At 71.8% G+C, this 20,619-nt stretch carries 18 protein-coding genes; 4 read left to right on the top strand and 14 right to left on the bottom strand.

From position 1 onward, the window contains the following. Genes ABD352_RS46030 through ABD352_RS46015 form a run of 4 tightly spaced genes read right to left on the bottom strand, consistent with a single transcriptional unit; the run spans nucleotide 1 to nucleotide 4,142 of the window. The gene (locus ABD352_RS46030; protein WP_344618948.1) at nucleotides 1–1,080 is read right to left on the bottom strand and encodes a Gfo/Idh/MocA family protein; all 1,080 of its coding nucleotides are present in this window, start codon (nucleotides 1,078–1,080) and stop codon (nucleotides 1–3) included. Further along, nucleotides 1,077–1,934 carry a carbohydrate ABC transporter permease gene (locus ABD352_RS46025; RefSeq protein ID WP_344618947.1) on the bottom strand — a complete coding sequence of 286 codons (858 nt, stop codon included), beginning with the start codon at nucleotides 1,932–1,934 and terminating at the stop codon, nucleotides 1,077–1,079. Before ABD352_RS46025 ends, ABD352_RS46030 begins: the two co-directional genes overlap by 4 nt. Then, entirely contained in the window at nucleotides 1,924–2,808 is an 885-nt protein-coding gene (locus tag ABD352_RS46020) for a carbohydrate ABC transporter permease (protein ID WP_344618946.1), read from the bottom strand. Before ABD352_RS46020 ends, ABD352_RS46025 begins: the two co-directional genes overlap by 11 nt. After that, complete coding sequence (locus tag ABD352_RS46015) at nucleotides 2,805–4,142, bottom strand: ABC transporter substrate-binding protein (protein ID WP_344618945.1); 1,338 nt, start codon at nucleotides 4,140–4,142, stop codon at nucleotides 2,805–2,807. The genes ABD352_RS46020 and ABD352_RS46015 overlap by 4 nt, the downstream gene beginning before the upstream one ends. Nucleotides 4,143–4,307: 165 nt before the next feature. On the opposite strand from ABD352_RS46015, the gene ABD352_RS46010 reads away from it, so the two are divergent. Further along, nucleotides 4,308–5,336: a LacI family DNA-binding transcriptional regulator gene (locus tag ABD352_RS46010; protein WP_344618944.1), complete on the top strand. Its 1,029-nt coding sequence runs from the start codon at nucleotides 4,308–4,310 to the stop codon at nucleotides 5,334–5,336. Between the two features lie 16 nt (nucleotides 5,337–5,352). Here ABD352_RS46010 and ABD352_RS46005 read toward each other — a convergent pair whose 3' ends face one another. From ABD352_RS46005 to ABD352_RS45975, 7 genes are all read right to left on the bottom strand, one after another. Continuing rightward, nucleotides 5,353–6,285: an aldo/keto reductase gene (locus ABD352_RS46005; protein WP_344618943.1), complete on the bottom strand. Its 933-nt coding sequence runs from the start codon at nucleotides 6,283–6,285 to the stop codon at nucleotides 5,353–5,355. A gap of 70 nt (nucleotides 6,286–6,355) precedes the next feature. Next, a complete protein-coding gene (locus ABD352_RS46000; RefSeq protein WP_344618942.1) occupies nucleotides 6,356–7,177 on the bottom strand; it encodes an SAM-dependent methyltransferase in 822 nt (273 codons plus the stop codon). Nucleotides 7,178–7,204: 27 nt separating this feature from the next. Then, a complete protein-coding gene (locus tag ABD352_RS45995; RefSeq protein WP_344618941.1) occupies nucleotides 7,205–8,026 on the bottom strand; it encodes an ABC transporter permease in 822 nt (273 codons plus the stop codon). After that, nucleotides 7,986–8,780 carry an ABC transporter ATP-binding protein gene (locus ABD352_RS45990; RefSeq protein ID WP_344618940.1) on the bottom strand — a complete coding sequence of 265 codons (795 nt, stop codon included), beginning with the start codon at nucleotides 8,778–8,780 and terminating at the stop codon, nucleotides 7,986–7,988. Before ABD352_RS45990 ends, ABD352_RS45995 begins: the two co-directional genes overlap by 41 nt. Then, the gene (locus tag ABD352_RS45985; protein ID WP_344618939.1) at nucleotides 8,777–9,592 is read right to left on the bottom strand and encodes a MarR family winged helix-turn-helix transcriptional regulator; all 816 of its coding nucleotides are present in this window, start codon (nucleotides 9,590–9,592) and stop codon (nucleotides 8,777–8,779) included. The genes ABD352_RS45990 and ABD352_RS45985 overlap by 4 nt, the downstream gene beginning before the upstream one ends. Before the next feature lie 49 nt (nucleotides 9,593–9,641). Continuing rightward, on the bottom strand, nucleotides 9,642–10,265 hold the full coding sequence (locus tag ABD352_RS45980) for a hypothetical protein (RefSeq protein WP_344618938.1): 624 nt from the start codon (nucleotides 10,263–10,265) through the stop codon (nucleotides 9,642–9,644). After that, nucleotides 10,262–10,600 carry a MazG nucleotide pyrophosphohydrolase domain-containing protein gene (locus ABD352_RS45975; RefSeq protein ID WP_344618937.1) on the bottom strand — a complete coding sequence of 113 codons (339 nt, stop codon included), beginning with the start codon at nucleotides 10,598–10,600 and terminating at the stop codon, nucleotides 10,262–10,264. The genes ABD352_RS45980 and ABD352_RS45975 overlap by 4 nt, the downstream gene beginning before the upstream one ends. Between ABD352_RS45975 and ABD352_RS45970 the strand changes: the two genes are divergently transcribed. After that, nucleotides 10,599–11,192, top strand: coding sequence for a DUF4291 domain-containing protein (locus tag ABD352_RS45970; protein WP_344618936.1), 594 nt, complete (start codon nucleotides 10,599–10,601; stop codon nucleotides 11,190–11,192). The genes ABD352_RS45975 and ABD352_RS45970 overlap by 2 nt on opposite strands. A 101-nt stretch (nucleotides 11,193–11,293) precedes the next feature. After that, nucleotides 11,294–12,403 carry a ricin-type beta-trefoil lectin domain protein gene (locus ABD352_RS45965; protein WP_344618935.1) on the top strand — a complete coding sequence of 370 codons (1,110 nt, stop codon included), beginning with the start codon at nucleotides 11,294–11,296 and terminating at the stop codon, nucleotides 12,401–12,403. A gap of 52 nt (nucleotides 12,404–12,455) precedes the next feature. Here the strand turns inward: ABD352_RS45965 and ABD352_RS45960 are convergent, their stop codons facing one another. Continuing rightward, nucleotides 12,456–13,124 (bottom strand): copper homeostasis protein CutC, encoded by a 669-nt coding sequence (locus ABD352_RS45960; RefSeq protein ID WP_344618934.1) that lies wholly within the window; start codon nucleotides 13,122–13,124, stop codon nucleotides 12,456–12,458. Between the two features lie 87 nt (nucleotides 13,125–13,211). Between ABD352_RS45960 and ABD352_RS45955 the strand changes: the two genes are divergently transcribed. Then, the gene (locus tag ABD352_RS45955; protein ID WP_344618933.1) at nucleotides 13,212–14,192 is read left to right on the top strand and encodes a fatty acid desaturase family protein; all 981 of its coding nucleotides are present in this window, start codon (nucleotides 13,212–13,214) and stop codon (nucleotides 14,190–14,192) included. Between the two features lie 21 nt (nucleotides 14,193–14,213). Here ABD352_RS45955 and ABD352_RS45950 read toward each other — a convergent pair whose 3' ends face one another. Continuing rightward, a complete protein-coding gene (locus tag ABD352_RS45950) occupies nucleotides 14,214–14,615 on the bottom strand; it encodes a hypothetical protein (protein WP_344618932.1) in 402 nt (133 codons plus the stop codon). Between the two features lie 32 nt (nucleotides 14,616–14,647). Further along, a complete protein-coding gene (locus ABD352_RS45945; RefSeq protein ID WP_344618931.1) occupies nucleotides 14,648–20,584 on the bottom strand; it encodes an RHS repeat-associated core domain-containing protein in 5,937 nt (1,978 codons plus the stop codon). Nucleotides 20,585–20,619 lie beyond the last annotated feature (35 nt).

Here is a 20,619-nt window from a genome sequence, read left to right as displayed (position 1 = left end):
CTACTCCTGGGTGGTGACGGTGACGTTGTCGTAGGCGCCGTCGAGGACCTGGCCGAAGTCGACGGGGCGGTGCAGCGTCGCGGAGACATAAACGGAGCGGACGAGGGCCAGGGCGAGCAGGCCGTCCTCGACGCGGACGCCCGGGGGGCGGCCGGTGTCGATGGCCTCGACGAGGTCGTCGTACTGGCGCAGGTGGCCCGTGACGAACCCGTCGGCGGGCTTCGGGGCGCCGAAGCGCTCTTCCTGCGGTACCGCGTCATCCAGAGCCGGCGAGCAGTACTCCAGCTGATCGTCGTGCAGCACGGCCGACCCGGCGGTGCCGTGCAGGGCGAGCCGGACGGGCAGGCCGGGGTGGGCCCCGGTGGTGGCGTGCAGCACGGCGAGCGCGCCGCTGGTGAACCGGATGGTGGCCACCGCCAGGTCCTCGACCTCGATGCCCTCGTGGCAGACCAGGGCGGTGCGGGCGTAGACCTCGTCGGGCCGGCCGAGCAGGGCCAGCATCTGGTCGACCAGGTGGATGCCCTGGTTGGCCACGGCCCCGCCGCCGTCGAAGGCCCAGGTGCCGCGCCAGTCGGCGGAGTCGTAGTACGCCTGGTCGCGCCACCACGGCATGGAGACCACGGCGGAGGTGATCCGGCCCAGGCGGCCCTCGCGCACGGCCCGGTGCACGGCGGCCATGGCGGGGTCGAAACGGTGCTGGCTGACCACGCCGCAGACCAGGCCGCGGGCCTCCGCCTCGGCGGCGACCTTGGCGAAGGCCCGGGCCTTGGCCAGGTCGGTGTCGAGGGGCTTCTCCACGAGCAGGTGCGCGCCGGCCCGCAGGGTCTGCTCGGCCGCCTCGACGTGCAGGCCGCTCGGGGTGCAGATGGCGACGAGGTCGATGTGCTGCGCCGCCAGCGCCTCCGCGAGCGTCAGGTGGCAGGCCGGCTCCCCGCCGAGCTTGGCGGCGAGCGCCTCCGCCACGTCGAGACGGGAGTCGACGAGCGCCGCCACCCGCAGCCGCGGATGGCGCGCGATCGCCTCGGCGTGGTTGGCGCCGATGATCCCGCTGCCGACGATCGCCACATTCAGCACAGTCATTTCACCCCTCCGGCCGTCAGGCCTCCGACCAGGAACCGCTGGAACACCAGGTACAAGACCACCACCGGCAGCGCGCACACCAGCGCGGAGGCCATCAGCTGCCCGTAGAGCGGGATGGCGCCGCCCTCCTGGGTCGCCCCGAACACCTGCAGCGCCACGGCGGCGGTGCGGGTGTCGGCGTTGGTGATGACCGAGGCGAACAGGACGTCGTTCCAGCCGAGCAGGAACGCGAAGATGGCGGAGACGACGAGGCCGGGCCAGCTGAGCGGGATCACGATCGAGCGCAGGATCCGCCACGACGAGGCGCCGTCGAGCCGGGCCGCCTCGTCCAGCTCCCTCGGCAGGCCGCGCAGGTAGGTGACCATCACCCAGGTGGAGAACGGCAGCGCGAAGGTCAGGTACGTGACGAACAGCGCCCAGCGGGTGCCGATGACGTCGATGCCGAGGACCCGGGCCAGGTTGGCGAAGAGCACGAAGACCGGCAGCAGCATGAGGGTGCCGGGGATGCTCTGCAGCGCCAGCAGCCCGCGCAGGACGAGGCCACGACCCAGGAAGGTGTACCGCACCAGCACGTACGCCGTAGCGACGGCGACCAGCGCCGAGACCACCGCCACCAGGCCGGCCACCAGGATGGAGTTCACGAGGCCGTCGCCGAGCTCGACGGTGTCCCAGATGTGCACGTAGTTGTCCGGGTGGAAGGCGCTGGGGAAGAAGTCCCCGCCGGCCACGGCCAGGTCGTCGTTGACGCTGGCGAAGAGCATGTACAGCACCGGCGTGAGCGCGAACACCAGCAGCACGGCGATCACCACCGCCTGCACCGGGCGGGGCAGCAGCCGCTGCACGTCAGTCTTCATCGCGGTTCAGCCTCACCGCTCGCAGGTACACCGACAGCGGGATGGCCACGAGCACCAGCGACAGCACGGCCATCGCGGCGCTGAGCCCGAACTTGAAGTTCTGGAAGCTCTCCACGTAGGTGAGCACCGGCAGCACCTCGACATCGTGCGGGGCGGGGACACCGAAGAGCACGTACGGCAGCGTGAAGCTGTTGAGCACGTGCAGGAACTCGATGACCATGCCCAGGCCGAGCACCCCGCGCAGGTGGGGCAGGATGACGTAGCGCAGCTTGGCCCACCACTCGGCGCCGTCGAGCGCGGCGGCCTCGTGCACGTCGTCGTTGATGCCCTGCAGGCCGGACAGCGCCAGGAGGTACAGCAGCGGCCACGACGTCCACAGCTGCGCGAGCACCAGGACCCAGTAGGCGCGCGGCCCGTTGAGCCACAGGTACTGCTCGCCGAGCAGCCCGTTCGCCGGCCCGCTCGGCAGGAGGATCGTGCGCCACACGGTGCCGACCACGAAGGCCGGCAGCACGTACGGGATCAGGAACGCCGAGCGCACCAGCCCCCGCCCGGCGAAGCGTTGCTGCGTGGCCAGCGCCGCGACCAGGCCCAGCGGCACCGCGGCCACCGTGACGATCACCGCGTAGCCGACGGTGACCCAGATGGCGTGCGGCAGCGCCGTCTCCTGCCACGCCTTCACGTAGTTGTCGAGGCCCACGCCGGGCGCGTCGGTCCACTGCCGCAAGGTGTACTGGTTGAGGTCCAGTGTGGACACCAGCACCGCCACCGCGAGCGGCAGGACGATCACCACGAGCAGCAGGACGCCACCCGGCGCCAGCATCCACAGTGGACGCTGACGCCGGCTGACGGCCCGGCGGGCAAGAGTCGTCACTTCGCCTCGTCGACGGCGCTCTGCGCATCCTTCTGGGCGGCGGACACCAGCGACTTCAGGTGCCCGTCGTCGACCTTGCCGGCCTTGAGGTCGGGGATCGACTGCACGACGACGTTGACCAGGGCCAGCTGCACCTTGCTCCAGCCGCCGTTGAACGGCGTCCCGGCCGACTTGCCGGCCGAGTCGACGATCGCCGCGAGCGCCGGGTCGGCCTGCAGCTCCTTGGCCGCGGCCGCGTTCGTGGGCAGGTCGCCGAACGTCTTGTAGTACGACTTCTGCTGCTCGGCGCTCGTGATCAGCTTGACGAAGGCCAGGGCGAGATCCTTGTTCTTGCTGTACTTGGCCACCACCAGGTTGTCGCCCGACAGGATGCTGGTCGCAGCCACGCCGCCCGACGGCAGACTGCTCTGCCCCGGCGGCACCGTCGGCATGACGGCGTACGCGTACTTGCCCGCCATCTGCGACTTGTCCAGGGTGACCTTGCTCGACGCAGACACCATCGGCAGGAACGCCGCCTTGCCCGCGCCGAACTCGGCGATCGCCTGGGCGTTCTTCCAGCCCACCGACGCCGGGTCGACGACCTTGTCGTTGGCCAGCCAGCCCAGGTACGTCTGGTAGGCCTTGAGCGTCGCCGGGTCGTCCAGCGACGCCTTCTTCCCGGCCACGAGCGGGTTGCCGGACTGGACGCTCATCGCCCAGATGAACTTCCACGGGTCGAAGCTGTCGGCGTAGGCGATCGCCATGCCGTAGGTGGAGCCGTTGGTGAGCTTCTTGGCCTGCTCGCGCAGCCCGTCCCAGGTGTCGGCCGGCTTGTCGATGCCGGCCGCCTTGAGCAGCTCGGTGTTGTACGCCATGACGAACGGGCGGCTGGCGAACGGGATGCCGACCTGGTGCTGCGCGTCGGGCCCGGAGATGCCGAACGTCGCCGGCAGGAAGTTGTCCTTGCCGCCGACCTTCTGCCAGTCGGCGTCCTGCAGCTCCACGAACGCCCCGGTGGCGTAGGCCGTCGGGGTGAACGTGGTGCCCAGCGCGTAGACGTCCGGGCCCTGCCCCGACACGACCGACGTCTGGATCTTGGTGAGCTCGTCGTTGGCCGACGCGAACGTCTCGAACTTCACCTCGGCGCCGGTCTGCGCCTTGAACGCGTTGCTGATGTCGGTGAACCACTGCTTCTGCTGCTGCGGGTAGATCGTGTTGGCGCCCATCAGGACGTTGAGCGTCTTGCCGGCGCCGTTGAGGCCGCCGCCGTTGTCGGAGGTCTTCGCGTCGTCGCCGCACCCGGCGAGCACGAGCGCCGCGGCCGCGCCGACGGCGATGAGGTTGCGTCTCTTCATAGGGTGTCCACTCCTCAGTGAGCGATGGGCCGCCGGGCGTGTGCTGGGGGTGTCGGCGGAACCCATCGATGCTGCTTGACCAGCGGATCGAGCGGACGCTATCAGCGTGGCAAAAGTCATGGCAATCGTTTGCCATCTTTTGCCAAATCTGCTTGGCTTTCCGCCATGCCGCCCCGCGGGAGAGACGGGACCCGCCCCGTCACCATCAACGACATCGCCGCGGCCACCGGCGTCGCCGCATCCACCGTCTCCCGCGCCCTGAACAACCCGGGCCGGGTCAACGCCGCCACCCGCGAGCGCATCGAGGCCGCCGCCCGCGAGCTGCGCTACGTCCCCAGCTCCCCCGCCCGCGCCCTGTCCTCCGGCCGCACCCGGGCCATCGCCGTGCTCGTCTCCGACGTGACCAACCCGTTCTACTTCGGCGTCATCCGCGGCACCCAGGAACAGCTCAAGGCGGCCGGCTACGCCCAGCTGCTCATCGACACCGAGGACACCGGCGAGCTCGAGGCCGAGATGCTGCACAAGATGCGCCGCTCCCTCGACGGCGCCATCCTCGCCGCCTCCCGCCTGCCCGACCGCGAGCTGGCCCGGCTGGCCGACGAGATCCCCCTCGTCACCATCAACCGCAACGTCCGCGGCGTGCCCAGCGCCATCATCGACACCCCGGCCGGCATCGGCCAGGCCGCCGAGCACCTACTGTCGCTGGGCCACCGCAACATCGCCTACGTCTCCGGCCCCCAGCGCTCCTGGCCCAACGAGGCCCGCTGGCACGCCATGCGCGCCGTCGCCGCCCGCCACCGCCTGACCTTCACCCGCGTCGGCCCGTTCCCCTCCGGCCGCGGCTCCGGCCCGGCCGCCGCCGACGCCGTGCTCAACACCGGCGCCACCGCCTGCATCGTCTTCAACGACCTGCTGGCCATCGGCATCCTGCAGCGCCTGCGCGAACGCCACGTCCGCGTCCCCGAGGACCTGAGCGTGGTCGGCTGCGACGACATCTTCGGCGCCGACTTCTGCCACCCGCCGCTGACCACCCTGACCGCCCCGATCGAGCAGGCCGGCCGCGTCGCCGTGTCGATGCTGCTGTCCCGGCTGGACCGCACCGCCGCCCCGTCCCCCACCACGCGCCAGCAGGTGATGCTCCCCGTCCACCTCACCGTCCGCGGCTCCACCGGCCCGGTGCCCACGAAGGCCTGACGCGCTACCGCGAGCGTCAGCCCGCCGAAACCGCCAGTGCGACGGCGTCGAGGGCCGCGAGCGTGGCGTCGTCGAGCTCGACGGCGCCGGCGGCGAGGTTGGCCGCGAGATGCTCGGTGTCCGCGGTGCCGGGGATCAGCAGGATGTTCGGGGCGTGCCGCAGCAGCCAGGCCAGACCGACCTGGGCGGGGGTGGCGTTCAGCGCCAGGGCCGCGGCGCGCACGACCGGCTCGTCGGCCACCTTGGGCATGTCGGCGAACGCGCTACCCAGGGGGTAGAAGGGCACCCAGGCGATGTGCTCGGTGCGGCAGACGTCGAGCACGTCCTCGTCGTCGCGGGCCAGCAGGCTGTAGGCGTTCTGCACGCACGCGACGCCGGCCGGGATCGCCCGGCGCAGTCCGTCGAGGGTCACACCGCTGAGCCCCAGCGCACCGATCTTGCCGTCGTCGCGCAGCGCGATCATCGCCGCGAGCTGGTCCTCGATCCCGACCACCTGCTCCGGCTCGACCGGGATCCGGGTCCCGGAGTCCAGGCGCCGCAGGTACACCACGGGAATCTGCTCGACTCCAAGGCTCCGCAGGTTGTCATCGACGCTCGCCCGGAGCTCCTCCGGCCGCTGCGCCGGACGCATCGGGAACGGGCCGCCCGGGGCCGGGTCGGCGCCGACCTTGCTGACCACCACGACGTCGTCGCCCGGGCGCAGCGCCTCGCGCAGCACGTCGTTGACGAAGCCGTCGCCGTAGAACTGGGCGGTGTCGACGTGGTCGACGCCCAGCTCGACCGCGCGGTGCACCACCGCGACGGCCGCGGCCCGGTCGTGATGCAGGCGACGCAGCTGCGCCGCCCCATAGCCGACGCGGGCGACCGTGTGGCCGGCGAGCAGCCCGGGGCCACCGGGGCGCGGACCACCCGTGGCCGTCTTGTCAGAGGGATCGGTACCGGGGAACATGTTCTTCCACTACCCCTGAACGGGCGGTCCTATCGCCGGTGCCCTGCTCATCCGGCCCGATCCGCGGTCGTTACGGGACGCGGGCGACGACGCCGTACATGGCGGCGTCGGCCAGCGGCGGGCGGTCCTCCTCCGGGACCGGGTTGCGCCACTCCACGATCGGCACGATGCCCGGCTCGACGATGTCCAGGCCCTCGAAGAACACGGCGAGCTCGGACTTCGAGCGGGGCACGGCGTCGACGCGCAGGCGGCCGGCGCGGATCTCGGCCTCGCCGTGGGCGCGCAGGACCGGGTCGACGAAGTCGGACGTGCCGTGGGTCATCACCACGTAGCTGCCCGACGGCAGGGCGTCGACCAGGCGGCGGACGGTCTCGCGCGGGTGGTGCTCGTCGAAGAGGAAGTGGACGATGGCGATCAGCATCAGGGCGATCGGCTCGTCGAAGTTCAGCGTCCGGCGGGCGCTCTCGTCGGCCAGGATCGTGCCGGGGTCGCGCAGGTCGGCGTCGATGTAGGCGGTGGCGCCCTGCGGGGTGCTGCTCAGCAGCGCCCGGGCGTGGGTCAGCACGATCGGGTCGTTGTCGACGTAGACGATGCGCGACTCCGGAGCGATCGACTGGGCGACCTCGTGGGTGTTGTCGGCGGTCGGGATGCCGGTGCCGACGTCCAGGAACTGGCGGATGCCGGCCTCCTTGGCCAGGTATTCCACCGCCCGCCGCAGGAAGGCCCGGTTCTCCAGGGCCGTGGTCCGGATCGCGGGGTAGATCTTGGCGATCGCGTCACCGGACTCCCGGTCGGCGGCGAAGTTGTCCTTGCCGCCCAGCCAGTAGTTGTACCGCCGGGCGGGGTGGGCAACGCTGGTGTCGATCCGCTCGAGGCCGCCGGGGTCGGTCATGGATACGCATCGTAGAGCACCACTGCCTCAGCGCGTGAGCCGTCCGAGCATCGCCGAGGCCACGAACACCGCGACCGCCGCCGATCCGACCAGCACCCCGAGATCCAGCAACAGGTGGGCTTGGGTGCCGATCAGCAGGCCGCGCAGGGCGTCGACCTCGTAACTCAGCGGATTGACGTGATTGAGGACGCGCAGCCAGCCCGGCATCACCGCCACCGGGTACAGCGCGTTCGACGCGAAGAACAGCGGCATCATGATGGCCTGACCGATTCCCATCATCCGGTCGCGCTTGAGCACCAGGCCGGCCAGGGTGATCGACAGGCAGCAGAAGAACGCCGAGCCCAGCACCAGCACCACCGCGGTGCCGAGCAGCCGCAGCGGGTTGGCGGTCAGCGAGACGCCGAGGACCGCGGCCAGCACGATCACCACCACGGCCTGCACCAGGGCGCGGATCCCGGCGGCGAAGGCCTTGCCGGTCACCAGCGCGGCGCGAGGGGTCGGCGTCACCATGAGCTTCGCCAGGACGCCCGCGTCCCGCTCCCAGATGATGTGGATGCCGTAGAAGATCGACACGAACAGCGCCGACTGGGCCAGGATGCCCGGCGCCAGGAAGTCCAGGTACGGGATGCCGCCCGTCGGAATGGCCCGCAGGTGCGTGAACGTCTGGCCAAAAATGATCAGCCACAGGGCCGGCTGGATGGCCCGGGTGATCACCTCGGTCCGGTCGCGGCGCAGCTTCTGCAGTTCCACGAGGCACATCGCCACGACGCGGGTCAGCAGCACCCGCACCGGGCCGGTGGCCCGCGTGTCAGCCGAGGCGGCGTGCGGTGCGGCGAGCTGCACGGACATCGCTGAACCCTCCCGAGTCGAGATCGTCGCCGGTGTACTCCCGGAAGACGTCGTCCAGGCTCTCCCCCGCCGCCGAGGCGATGAGCTCGAGCGGGGTGCCGAGCGCGCGGATCCGGCCGCGGTGCATCAGCGCCACGCGGTCGCAGAACTCCTCGGCCTCCTCCATGTAGTGCGTCGTGACCAGGACGGTCATCCCGGTCTCGGCCCGCACCTGGGTGATGCGCTCCCACACCCCGGACCGCGCCACCGGGTCCAGCCCGATCGTCGGCTCGTCGAGGACCAGCAGGCGCGGGGCGCTGACGAGGGCCTGGGCCAGCTCCAGCCGGCGGATCATGCCGCCCGAGTACGTCGACGCCGGCCGGTCCGCCGCCTCACGCAGCCCCATGGCCTCGATCGCGGCGTCGGCCCGGGCCCGGCGCTCGGCCCGCGGCACGTCGAAGAGCCGGGCGAACAGGGCGACGTTCTCGCGGCCACTGAGCGCGGCGTCGGCGGAGAGGGCCTGCGGCACGTACCCGATGAGCCGGCGCACCGCCATCCGGTTGCGCCGCACGTCGAACCCGAACACCGTGACCTCCCCGGCCTGCGGCGGCAGCAGCGTCGTGAGCACGCGGATCGTGGTCGTCTTCCCGGCGCCGTTCGGCCCGAGCAGCCCGAAGATCTCGGCCGGCCGCACGCTGAGCGACAGGTCGTCCACCGCCAGCGTCTCCTTGAACCGGTGCCGAAGCCCGGTGATCTCCACCGCCGCCGAGGTCATGCGCCCCCTCCCTCGTCACGCCCTGTAACGCTTCCTAGGAAACTAGGATCAAAACCAACCGCCGCATCGGTACCGCCACCAACCGACGAACCCGCCCTGCCCGACGACGGCGCCTCGCGGGCCGATGAGCCGATCGCCGGCGCGGACGACAGGTCATGCGGCAATGCCGAGCCACTCCCGCCGGCAGACGACGGCGTCTCGCGGACCGGCGAGCCGTTCTCAGCCCCGGGCGACGCCTCGTGCGGTGAGGCCGAGCCGCTCCCGCCGGCCGCAGACGACCGCGCCTCGTGCGGTGAGGCCGAGCCGCTCCCGCCCGCCGCGAGCGGCGGCGGGTGGGGCGGGGCCTGGTCGGCCGGGAGCAGGCCCGGGGCCGCGGAGGCCAGCACGTCGGTCAGGTGGGCCAGGGCCGGCACGGCGGCGGCCAGGGCGGCCCGCTCCCCCGGCTCCAGCGCCCCCAGCGCCGCGGACAGCAGGGCCATCCGCGCGGCCCGCCAGGCGGTCAGGCGGGTCACCGCGGCCGGGGTCAGGAACAGCTGGGCCGAGCGGCGGTCGGCCGGGTCGCGCTCGCGGCGCAGCAGGCCGGCCCCGATCAGCTGGTTGACCAGCGTGCTCACCGAGTTGCCGGCCAGCCGCAGCTGCTGGGCGGCGGCGCCCACCCCGATGCCGGGGGCCGACTCGACCAGGCGCAGCAACTCGACCTGGCTGCCCGTCAGCTCCTCGACGTCGAGGCCGGCCCGCACCCGCCGGCGCAGCACCCGGCGCACGCCGTTGAGCTGCGCGGACAGGGCCTCCGCCAACGCCTCGTGATCCACACTGCCAATATACCTCGTTAGCAGAGCTAATTACCAGCGGCGGCAGGGCTCAATCGGAGGGGAGATCCAGGCAGTACCGGTCGCCGGTCTTCTGGAAGCCCAGGCGGGCGTAGTACGGCGCGACCATCCCCTCCGGCGTGAGCACCCGCCGGAAGCCGTGGGCGGCGAGCTGGCCGCTGCGGCGGAAGACGAACTCGCCGGGGCTGACGTCGCGGTACCGCTGGGTGACGTAGTCCAGCTCGACCTGCGCCACCGACGGGTCCTGCGGGTCGGGGCGCAGCATGAGCACGCCCACCACCTCGTCGCCGTTGAGGGTCAGGAAGGCGAGGAGGTGCTCGTCGTCGAACCGGAAGGCCGGGTTGAACTTGGCGATGTCGGCCCAGTGCACCCGCAGCACGTGGGCCAGGAAGTTGTCGTCGGTGGCGACCTCGACGACCTGGTACTTGCGCTCGTCGTGGCGCGTGCGCACCAGGGAGTACAGCTGCCAGACATTGATGCCGGCCAGGGTGAGGTTGAGGCCGACCATCGGCCAGACCTGGACGCCGGCGTTGTACACGACCAGGATCAGCGAGCCGATCAGGTTGAACGCCCGCAGGCGCAGCAGGCGCCGCTGCAGCAGCGACCACACCAGCAGCGCGGATCCGGCCCACCCGACCGCTTCGAACCAGGTCATGACTCGCGCCAGCCGCGGGTGTACAGCACGCCGAGCTTGGCGGCGACGGCCCGCTCGACGTCGATGCCCATGGTGTGTGCGGTGACGAAGGCGGTGATGACCACGTCGGCCAGCTCGGCCTCCACGTCCTCGAAGGTGCCGGTGCGGCGGGCCAGGCCGTAGTAGCGGCGGACCGCGCCGACGAACTCGCCGGCCTCCTCGGCCAGGGCGAGCGCCTGGCGCAGGTGCGGCGCCTCGGTGAAGCCGGCCTCGGTCAGTTTCGCGGCCACGTCGGCCGCAGCCCGCGGTAAATCCTCGAGCGCGAAGGGGCGGGGGTTGTCCACAATGCTCAGCATGACGGAACCGGGCGCCGAAGTCCGCGCGGCGGTGGGGCACGTGAGCAGGCGCATCCGGGCCGCCCACTCCGCCACGACGATCACCGTCTATCAGGCGTACAACCCCGGAATCGCCCTTCCGGCGATCGCGGCGGGCGGCTTCACCGACGCCTTCCGGCGGGACCGGATGACGTGGATCAAACCGTCGTTCCTCTGGATGATGTACCGCAGCGGCTGGGCCACCAAGGAGGGCCAGGAGCACGTCCTCGCGGTCGAGCTCGGCCGCGAGGGGTTCGAGTGGGCCCTGGCGCGGGCCTGTCTGAGCCACTACGACCGGGACGTGCACGAGAACCGCGCGGCCTGGCAGCGGGAGCTGCGCCGCAGCCCGGTGCGCGTGCAGTGGGACCCCGAGCGCGACCTGCACCTGCGGCCGATCCCGGGCACCCGGTCGCTGCAGCTGGGGCTGTCCGGCGAGGCGGTGCGGCGCTACGCCGACGAGTGGATCGTGGGCATCACCGACGTCACCGGCCTGGCGCACCGCATCCACGCCCTGGTGCGGGCGGGAAGGGCCGACGAGGCGCGGGCGCTGCTGCCCGGCGAGCGAGAGTATTGACAGATATCTGTCAGTCAGGTTACCTATCCTTCAACCTTCGGCGGTTCCGTCCGCTCGCCGTTGGGAGACCGGTCCCCTCGAGTCTTCCTAGGAGCCTGCCCGTGACCAGGTACCGCCTCCCACTCATCGCGGTCGTGGCCGTGGCGCTGTCACTGACCGCCACCGCCGCGTTCGCCCTCACCACCTCCGGCAAGGCGGCGCTGGCCGCCGGGCCGACCGCGAGCCAGCTGCTGGCCAAGACCCAGACCTGCAGCCAGGTGTCCAACGGCAAGTACGCCACCGACGACGGCGGCGCGGCCACGGTCGCGATCTGCAAGAGCGGCTCGGCGTACTTCTGGACCGCCGACATGGACATCGACTGCGACGGCATCGGCACCTCGCACTGCAACGCCTCGACCGATCCCTGGTACCAGGCGCAGACCTCGTTCACCACGTCCACCGGCTCGTACTTCACCTCGGACGTGACCCGCTACTACGTCATCCCGCTGCCGAGCTCCCGCTTCGACTACGGGGCCAACGGCATCCGCCCCGGCGCCGTCGCGGCCGTCGTCTACAACAACCAGGTGGCGTACGCCGTCTTCGCCGACGAGGGCCCGGACAACATCATCGGCGAGGGCTCCTACGCGCTGGCCACGGCGCTGGGCATCGACCCGAACCCGGCCACCGGCGGCACGGCCGGCCCGGTCACCTTCATCGTCTTCCCGAGCAGCGTCCCCAGCCCGGTCGAGTCGAACACCGCCATCGACAACACCGGCTCCGCGGCCGCCAGCGCCTGGGTCGGCAGCAACCCGACGGGCGGCCCGACCACCCCGACCACCGGCCCGACGGGCAGCACGGGCCAGATCGTCGGCTACGGCAACAAGTGCGTGGACGTCGCCAACGCGAGCTCCGCCAACGGTACGGCGGTGCAGCTCTACGACTGCAACGGCAGCACCGCCCAGCGCTGGACCCGCGCCTCGGACAACACGCTGCGGGCGCTGGGCAAGTGCATGGACGTGACCTCGGCCGGCACCGCCAACGGCACCAAGGTCCAGCTGTACGACTGCAACGGCACCAACGCGCAGAAGTGGACGCGCAGCGGGCAGACGTACGTCAACGTCGGCTCGGGCAAGTGCCTGGACGCGACCGGGCCCAGCTCCGCCAACGGCACGCGGCTGCAGATCTGGTCGTGCGGCGGCGGCGCCAACCAGAACTGGTCCCTTCCCTCCTGACGCTCCACCGGGGGCCGGGCCCGCACGGGTCCGGCCCCCGGCTTCGGCCGGGTCAGCGGCAGCAGCCCTCGATGCGGTCCCGGAGGCGGCGGACCAGCGCCGGGGAGACCGGCGCGGACCAGTCGCCGTCCGGACGGACCGCGCTGCCGGAGTGAAACGCCCGCACCCCCGCCGCCGCCAGGGCGGGCAGGTGGGCGTCGCGCAGGCCGCCGCCGGCCAGCAGCAGGGCCCCGTGCGCCGCCGCCTCGCCGGTCAGCACGGCCAGCCCGCCGCCGCCGACGCCGGCCGGGGAGCCCGCGGTCAGCACCGCGTCCAGGCCTGGGCGGCCGGCGACGGCCTGCCAGGCGTCCGCGCGGGAGGCGGCGTGGTCGATGGCCCGATGGAAGGTCCACGGGGCGTCCCCGGGGGCCAGCTCGTCCAGCGCCGCGGTGTCGACGGCGCCGCGGGGGTCCAGGAAGCCCAGCACGAACTCGGTGGCACCGGCCGCGCGCAGCTCGCGGGCCGTGCGGCGCAGCGCCGGGAGGTCGGCGGCGAAACCGGGCGTCGTGCGCAGCATCACCCGCACCGGGATCGCGACGGCCGCGCGCACCGCGGCCACCGTCGCCGGGGCCGGGCTCAGGCCGCCGGTGGTCATGTCACTGACCAGTTCGACCCGGTCCGCGCCGCCGTCGGCGGCGTTGCGGGCGTCGGCGGCGTCCAGCGCGATGACCTCCAGGAGCATGCCGCAATCCTCGCAGGCCGCGGCCGAAGCAAAGCTTTCGTGAAGAAGTCACTCAGTGGTTTCCTTCGCCGGATTAGCGTGCGAAACATGGTCCGCCGTCAGTCCGCCCTGGCGATCACGCTGGTGGCCGCCGCGATCGCCGTCCTGCTGCTGCAACTCGTCGCGCTACCTCTCCTGCTGCTGCCGCACGATCTGCGGTGGGGCTGGCTGCTCGCTCCTCTCGCGCTCACCACCGTGCCGCTGTGGTCGCTCATCCACGAGGGGATCCACGGCACGCTGCTGCGCCACCGGGGCTGGAACGACCGGCTCGGGCGGACCCTCGCGGTCGGCTACGGCGGCCCGTTCACCCTGCTCAAGGCCGGGCACCTGCTGCACCACCGGTACAGCCGCACCCAGCGGGAGCGCACCGAGGTGTACGACCCGCAGCGCTCGTCCTGGCTGGCCGCCGCCCGCGCGTACTACCCGCGGCTGCTCGGCGGCCTGTACCTCGCCGAGCTCGCCTCCGTGGTGCTGGTCCTGCTGCCCGGCCCGGGCTGGCGGATGCTGGTGCGCAGGACGGACTCGCTGGACTCGGTGACGGGGCTGCTCTTGGAGCGGGTCGCCCGCCGCGACAACCTGCGCAGGTTCCGGCTGGAGGCGCTGGCGGTCATCGCGACGTACACCGGGACCACCGTCCTCTACGGCCGGCACGCCTGGATGCTGTGGAGCGCGGTCGGCGCCCGGGCCGTGATCGTGTCGCTGGCCGACAACGCGTACCACTACCGCACCCGCCTCGAGCGGCCCCTCGAGGCCATGAACCTGCGCCTGCCCCGGCCGCTGGAGCTCTTCGTGCTGGCGTTCAACCTGCACAACGTCCACCACCGCCACCCCGGCCTGCGCTGGCACGAGCTGCGGGCCGCGTTCGTGGCCGACCGCGACGAACTGCACCTCGGCTGGTTCGCGGCGGTCAGCCGGCAGCTGCGGGGCCCGATCCCGCTCACCGCGGACGAGGTGCGCCCGCTGCCGCCCGCCGACCCGGCGCCGCAGCGGCCGGCGCAGATGTCGGCCGCGCCCTCGACCGGCCGCTGATCTGGCGGGCCCGCCCGCCGCTCAGGCCTCGCCCTGCGGCGGCCGCGGCAGGGGCACCAGCAGGGCGAACGCCAGCTGGGCGAACGCGCTGACGATGCGCCCCTGCTCGTTGCCGGCGAAGACCAGCAGCGCCATGAGCAGCGCCGCGCACAGCAGGCGGGCCGGCCAGCGGTACCGCCGCAGCAGCCACACGAACGGCAGGACCGTCGCCGACCAGAGGCCGAAGAGCACCAGCCCCGGCGACGAGACCACCACGCCGGCGAGGGCAGGCCCCAGGCCGAAACCGCGGTGGTCCACCGAGACGTCCACCATGACCGCCACCGCGACAACGGCGGCGTACAGCAGCAGGCTCAGCGGATACCACCACACGAACGAGACCCCGCGCCGCGCGGGCGCGATCACGTCCGGTCCGGCCTGGGACATGCCCGTCACCTCACTTCCTCACTCGCGTCGGTTCACTTGTGCTGCAGGCACATCGGGGAGGTGCGGACCTCCCGGCAGAACTCGTGCTTCAGGGTGGTCAGCTGGTCGCTGGTGTCGTTGGACCCGAAGCCCTCGTTGTTGGTGTACGTCTCGTTGCGCCGCGGCGCCGAGGCCAGCAGGTCGATCAGCGGCCCGCTGCCGGTGATCTGCGGCGACTGCGCGAGGAACTTCGGCGCCCCCTGGTGGTTGTACTGGATCGTCTCCATGCTCGGGTAGGGATCGCCCTCGATGTGCACGACCGAGTTGCCCTTGTCGTCGAACTTCACCTCCATGCTCAGGTCCACGCTGGGGAACATGTTGGTGCTCGATGACGCCTTGACGTTGTACTTGAGCGAGCCCGAGTCGGAGGGCTGGATATCGATGCTGTTGTGAGCCGACACCTCATTGTCCTTCGTCGGGTCGCCGTGCGGAATGCACGCGCCGGCCGCGCAGCTCGGCGACACCATCACCGCCACCTCGCCGGTGTCGGTGTTCCAGGCGACGACCACCCGGTAGCCCGCGCCGACGTCGGTGGAGAAGCCGCGGCCGTCGCCCTCGCCGAACAGGTAGAACTTGTCGTCGGCGATGAAGAAGCGCATCACCACGATGCCGTGGCCGGGCGCGGTGTGGCTGGTCTTGATGAGCTTGAACTTGCCGCCCTTCGGGGTGTTCTTGCCCGAGAAGAAGTAGTCCTCCGCGTCCTCGTAGGGGTCCGCCGGCGACGAGGGCGGCGGCATCGTCTTGTCCCACTGGCACTCGGCCGGGGACTCGCCGCGGGCGCACGGGTTCGTGCCGTCCGGGTCACTCGCGGACGTGGGGTTGCCGTTGGCGTAGGTGTAGCCGTTCATCTGCTGCGGGCTGTCGATGTCCAGCACCGGGTCGACGCTGGTGAACCGGCCGGTCTCCGGGTCGTACTCGCGGGCGCCCAGGTGGGTCAGGCCGCTCGCGTCCTTGATGCCGCCGACGAACCCGCGGGCCAGCGGCCACGCCGGGTCGCCGCCTCGGGCGTTGCCGTACGGGTCGGTGCGCCGCTGGGTACGGGCCAGGGTTGCCGCGTCGAACACCAGGGCGGCGCTGCCCTGCTCGTCGGTCACGTGCCAACTCAGCGCCGCGCCGGTGCGGCTGGCCACGGTGCGCCCGCCCTCGGTGTACTGCCGGGTGCCGACCGTGCCGCCGGAGGTGGCCCGGTACTCGACGTTGCCGATGTACAGCGTCGTCGCCGCCGGCTCCTTGGTGAGCAGCCGGTCGCCATCGGCGGTGTAGAGGTACGACGTCGTCCCGCCGGTGTCGCTCACGCTGGCCATCCGGCCCTCGGCGTCGTAGCCGATGGTCTGGTCCGGGCGGCCGGAGCGCTTGCGGCTGGTCATCTTGCCGGCGTTGTCGTAGGTGTAGGAGTTGGTGCCGCTGGAGGTGCCGGTGGTGGTCACCGACGTGGCCGCGTGCGGGCGCACCGCGTTCGGCCCCGACGCGGCGTAGCCGAGCGACCGGGTCAGGTTGCCGGCCGAGGTGTGCTGCACCTCCGTGCTGCGGTTGCCCGCGGCGTCATGGCTCCAGGAGGTCCAGTAGGGTGACGGGCCGCCGAGGCCCGCGACGCTCGGCGCGGTGGCGCAGCTGCCGTTCGCCGGCGTCCACGCGTCGGCCAGCTGCCCGCGCGTGTCGTAGCCGAAGCACTGGGTGTCGTCGGGCGCGCCGCCGTACTGCGAGGTACGGTCGGCGATCGACTGCACGTTGCCGGCCGCGTCGTAGCCGTAGCGGGTGTCCGAGGCCACGATGTTCGCGCCGAAGTCGCCCAGCACCTGGTGCCGGGCCAGCCGCATGGTGCCCGGCTCGTAGTCCCAGTACTGCAGGATGTTCTTGCCGTTGCCGTTGGTGGTGTTCATCGAGCCGAGCTCACCGGTCTGCAGGTACTGCGTGTCGGTGACGTACGTGTTCAGCCCGGTGAGCGTGGCCGGCAGCCCCGAGTCGTTGTATCCGACGGCCAGCGTCTCGTCGCTCAGGCCGCCGAAGTTCGCCGTGCCGGTCTTGGCCGGCAACGACACGGTGTTGACCGAGCCGTCCGCGTTGTAGCTGGTAGACGTGGTGTACTCGCCGGCCAGCGCCGCGCCCGCGGCCGGTGGCACGGTGGTCTTCGTGCCGGTCGGCTGGTAGCGGCCGGTGTATCCGGTGACCGCGTCGATGTATTCGGCGCCGCCGGCGAACCGGCTGGTGGCGTCGAGGTGCCCCTTGGCGAGGCCGTCGTACGCCCACTTCGCCAGCTGCGTGGTGCCCTGGAACTCGCCGGTGCGGCGGTCCAGCTCGTCGTAGGCGTAGGTGATCGTGATGTCCCGGGCGTCCTTGGTGGTGAGCATCCGCCCGGCGTCATCGTACGTGTGCGTCGTCTTGCCCAGGTCCGGGTCGTTCTGCTCGATCGCCCGGCCGAGCTGGTCGTAGGTGTTCTTCCAGACGTTGCCGGCGGCGTCGGTGGCCGTGGCCAGGTGCCCGGCCGGCGTGTAGGTGCGCGTGGCGACGTCGTGCGTGCCGTTCACGGGATCGGCCACGTTGCCGCGGTACGTCCACAGCGCCGTCGACTGCCCGCGCGCGTCGCTCCACGTGGTGGTCGCGCTGCCGCCCGCCGGCGGGGAGACGTCGACGTGGTCGCCGCCGTAGCGGGTGGTGGTGCGCCACTTCTCGGCCGCCTGCACCTGCAGGATGTCGGCGGTCTTGCGCCCGGCCCCGTCGTAGACGGCCACGGTCTGGCTGGGGATCGCCGCGTCGCCCGACGGCATGAACAGCGTGCCGGCGGGGGCGATCGGGTTCGGGTAGGCGGCCCGGGTCTTGACGGTCAGGCCGCGGCTGTCGGTGAGCTGGTCGGTGATGATCCGCCCGCCACCGACACCCGGGGTCTGGGTCTGCCGCTTGCGCAGCCACCCGTCGTAGAGCACGTAGCCGGTGATGTAGCCGGTGCCCTGCCGGTTGATCTGCGACGACGTCACGACGTTGGGGCCGCCGCTGACGCGCAGGGTGTAGGCGTACTTGACGTCCGGCGTCTGGGTGGCCTTGTTCCGGCCGGGCAGCCAGACCGCCGTCAGCCGTCCGAGGCCGTCGTACTGCAGGTCGGTGCGGTTGAGGTTGACGTCGGCGGTCGACGTGGCCAGGCCCCAGCCCGGGTCCAGGTCGGTGGTGGTGGTCCAGCCCTTCGGGTTGGTGGTGACGGTCCGGGTCACCGGCCCGTCCGCGGGCGTGTAAGCCAGCGACGTCTTGCGGTTCAGGGCGTCGAACTGGTCCTTGGGCCGGCCGGCGGCGTCGTAGGTCGCCGCGCTGATCTGCACGTACTTCGGGTTGCCGCCGTTGTAGTCGCTGAGCTCGTCGACCTTCGTCACGTTGCCCGTGCTCAGCGTCGTGGACCAGGACTGGGCGCCGTCGTACCAGGTGCGCACGTCGGAGATGACGTCCTTGGAGCGGTCCGGCGTCGCCGAGCAACGCACCGCCACGGTCTCGGTCCGCGCGGGCAGGGCAATGAGCGTGCCGTCGGCGTTGCCGGCATACGTGGTGCGGGTGCACCGGTCGTCGGCCGCCGTCGACACGTCACCCTCGTCGTCGACCTGGGTGACGCGGCCGGAGCGGTCGGCGGCGTACGTGTTGGTGCTGCGGGTGGTGCGCCAGCCCCGCCCGTTGTCCAGCGCGGTCTTCTCCTGGGTGCTCAGGGTGCCGGTGACCCGCGCGGCAAGGGCGATGTCGTTGATGCCCTGGGTCGCCGTGGTGGCCGAGGCGTAGGGCGTGGTCAGCGTCTTGCTGACCACGGTGCCGGTGTTGCCCAGGTAGACGACCTTCTCGCGCTCCTGCCCGGCGAACCAGTTCGCGTCGGGGACGGTGCCGCCGTCGGAGTCCGGCACCGTGGCCGTGCGGGTCCCGGTCGCGGTCTTGTCGCCGTCCATGCCGCGGAAGTACATTGTCTCGCTCTTCGACTGGGTCCCGGTGCTGACCCCCTTGACGGTGCGCAGTTGCTGGTAGCCGCGCCAGCCGTCCCACGTGCGGCGGCTGGTCAGGGTGGTCGGGCTGGCGTCGTCGTAGTGCCACGCCGGGTTGCCCAGGTACGTGTACGCGGTGACCTGGTCGGCGTTGCCGCCCACGAGGTCGGCCTCGGCGACGGCGGTCACGACGTACTTGTGGAAGTACTCGAGCTTGGGGTTCTGCGCGCCCGGCGGCGTCCAGTACTGCGGGTAGCAGCGCAGCGTGTTGCTGTCCGGGCCGGCCGGCATCCGGGAGCCGGCCACGCAGTCCGGCGCCGAGTAGGTGATCGACAGCGCGCCGCCGCTCTCGTTGGTGATGGTGTTCATTCGGTACCGGACGATCGAGTTCGTCGTGCCGGCCATGTCGACCCGGTTGGACAGCTGCGTCGGCGCGAACGTCGTCGCGGGGGTGCAGGTGCTGTCGTCGGTGCCGCAGTGGTCGATGCCCTTGAGCCACAGGATCTTCTGGTTACCGTCGCCCGGGTTCTTGAACTCCTGGTTCAGGCGCCACTGCTCGACCCGCCGCCACGTCTTGGTGCCACTGGCCACCTCGGTGGTGATGGTGGACAGCTTCTTGGTGGCCGCGAACGTCGGGGAGTACTGGCCCGGGCAGGTGGTGCCGGTGCACAGGTAGTCGACCGGGACGTCGGGCCAGTTGGCCGCGTTCGCCTTGGTCGGTGTGCAGGTCGACCCGGGGGTGATGCAGCGGTCGGTGACGTCGAAGCGGACCCGCGCGGGCGCGGTGCCGGCGAAGACGGAGTCGACGCCGGCGACCTGCCGGGTGCCGTAGTCGATCTCCTTGACGTAGCCGGCGCTGGTGTAGGTGGAGACGCTCGCGTCGGTCTTGTTACGGGCGTACTTGTTCGTCTCCTGGGCGTAGAAATACGAGATCGTGTTGCCGTGCGGGTCGACGCTGTAGTCGAGGTTCCAGCGGTACGCCTGCTGGCACGACGACGCGGCGAAGCCGCCCGAGGGGGAGTTGCACGGCTCGCCGGCGTTGTTGCCGAAGACCGGCTCGGTGAAGACCGACTTCGTCTCGGGGCTACCGGACTGCCAGCCGGGCAGCCGGTTGCGGCCGAAGAAGTACTGCGTGCCGTCGGTCGTGGTGACCTTCCAGTACTCCCCGTCGTTGTCGCCGTTGTTCAGACTCCCGTCGGTGGTCCTTTCGATCTTGGAGCCGTCCTCGGTGACCGGCCTCCACAGGTTCGCGCCGGCGTCGTACACCAGCGCCGAGGCGTGCCCGTTGAGTGACAGGGTGGCGTTGTCGCCGGCCCAGCACAGGTCGCCGACGCCGCTCTGCCCGTCGTCATTGCAGCTGCGGTAGGAGCGCTCGATCGAGCCCGGCTGCAGCGTGAAGCCTTCGCCGACCCAGCTCGGCTGGGAGTTTGCCGCGGCGGTCATGCCGTCGACGGCCTGCGAGGAGTAGTCGATGGTCACCGACGGCGGGTCACCGGCCGGGCTGGGCGGCGTCCGCACGTCGTAGACCCAGCTGAAGTCGCCGGTACTGCCGCCCGCCGACCAGCTGCTGGAGGTCTTGAGGTCGGTGGCCTTGTAGTCGCCGCCGTCGGAGGACGCCTCGGACTGCAGCGCCACGAGGCTGCCCTGGGCGGCCGCGGCCGACAGCGACGCCGCCGACTGAGCCTGCGCCACGGACAGCGACTGCGCCGCGACCGGCACGGTGGCGGTGAGCGTCTGGCGCGCCGTGTCGTTGGTGGTCGCCAGCGGCGTGGCCCGGCACCCGGCGGCGTCCGGCGTGCTCAGCGCGCAGGCCGGCAGCGACACCAGGGTCAGCCGGCGGAACCAGTCGGCGCCGTAGGCGTCACGGAACCCGGAGTAGTCGACCGAGAGCGCGACCTGCCCGGTGGCGGTGCCGCCGTCGGCCCGGCCGACCCGGACCACCACGTCGCGCCCGGCCCGCTGAGCGGCGGCCCGGTCGAGCACGCTGACGACGACCGCCGCCGGGGTCGCCGCCGCGC

This window comes from Dactylosporangium salmoneum (assembly GCF_039532525.1).
GTDB classification, from domain to species: domain Bacteria; phylum Actinomycetota; class Actinomycetes; order Mycobacteriales; family Micromonosporaceae; genus Dactylosporangium; species Dactylosporangium salmoneum.
This window is presented reverse-complemented; position numbering and strand designations above follow the sequence as displayed.

What these genes read in the sequence shown, in the direction of transcription:
- ABD352_RS46030 (WP_344618948.1), bottom strand. Translation starts at nt 1,080, where the DNA reads ATGACTGTGCTGAATGTGGCGATCGTCGGCAGCGGGATCATCGGCGCC.
- ABD352_RS46025 (WP_344618947.1), bottom strand. Translation starts at nt 1,934, where the DNA reads ATGAAGACTGACGTGCAGCGGCTGCTGCCCCGCCCGGTGCAGGCGGTG.
- ABD352_RS46015 (WP_344618945.1), bottom strand. Translation starts at nt 4,142, where the DNA reads ATGAAGAGACGCAACCTCATCGCCGTCGGCGCGGCCGCGGCGCTCGTG.
- ABD352_RS46010 (WP_344618944.1), top strand. Translation starts at nt 4,308, where the DNA reads ATGCCGCCCCGCGGGAGAGACGGGACCCGCCCCGTCACCATCAACGAC.
- ABD352_RS46005 (WP_344618943.1), bottom strand. Translation starts at nt 6,285, where the DNA reads ATGTTCCCCGGTACCGATCCCTCTGACAAGACGGCCACGGGTGGTCCG.
- ABD352_RS46000 (WP_344618942.1), bottom strand. Translation starts at nt 7,177, where the DNA reads ATGACCGACCCCGGCGGCCTCGAGCGGATCGACACCAGCGTTGCCCAC.
- ABD352_RS45995 (WP_344618941.1), bottom strand. Translation starts at nt 8,026, where the DNA reads ATGTCCGTGCAGCTCGCCGCACCGCACGCCGCCTCGGCTGACACGCGG.
- ABD352_RS45990 (WP_344618940.1), bottom strand. Translation starts at nt 8,780, where the DNA reads ATGACCTCGGCGGCGGTGGAGATCACCGGGCTTCGGCACCGGTTCAAG.
- ABD352_RS45980 (WP_344618938.1), bottom strand. Translation starts at nt 10,265, where the DNA reads ATGACCTGGTTCGAAGCGGTCGGGTGGGCCGGATCCGCGCTGCTGGTG.
- ABD352_RS45970 (WP_344618936.1), top strand. Translation starts at nt 10,599, where the DNA reads ATGACGGAACCGGGCGCCGAAGTCCGCGCGGCGGTGGGGCACGTGAGC.
- ABD352_RS45975 (WP_344618937.1), bottom strand. Translation starts at nt 10,600, where the DNA reads ATGCTGAGCATTGTGGACAACCCCCGCCCCTTCGCGCTCGAGGATTTA.
- ABD352_RS45960 (WP_344618934.1), bottom strand. Translation starts at nt 13,124, where the DNA reads ATGCTCCTGGAGGTCATCGCGCTGGACGCCGCCGACGCCCGCAACGCC.
- ABD352_RS45955 (WP_344618933.1), top strand. Translation starts at nt 13,212, where the DNA reads ATGGTCCGCCGTCAGTCCGCCCTGGCGATCACGCTGGTGGCCGCCGCG.
- ABD352_RS45950 (WP_344618932.1), bottom strand. Translation starts at nt 14,615, where the DNA reads ATGTCCCAGGCCGGACCGGACGTGATCGCGCCCGCGCGGCGCGGGGTC.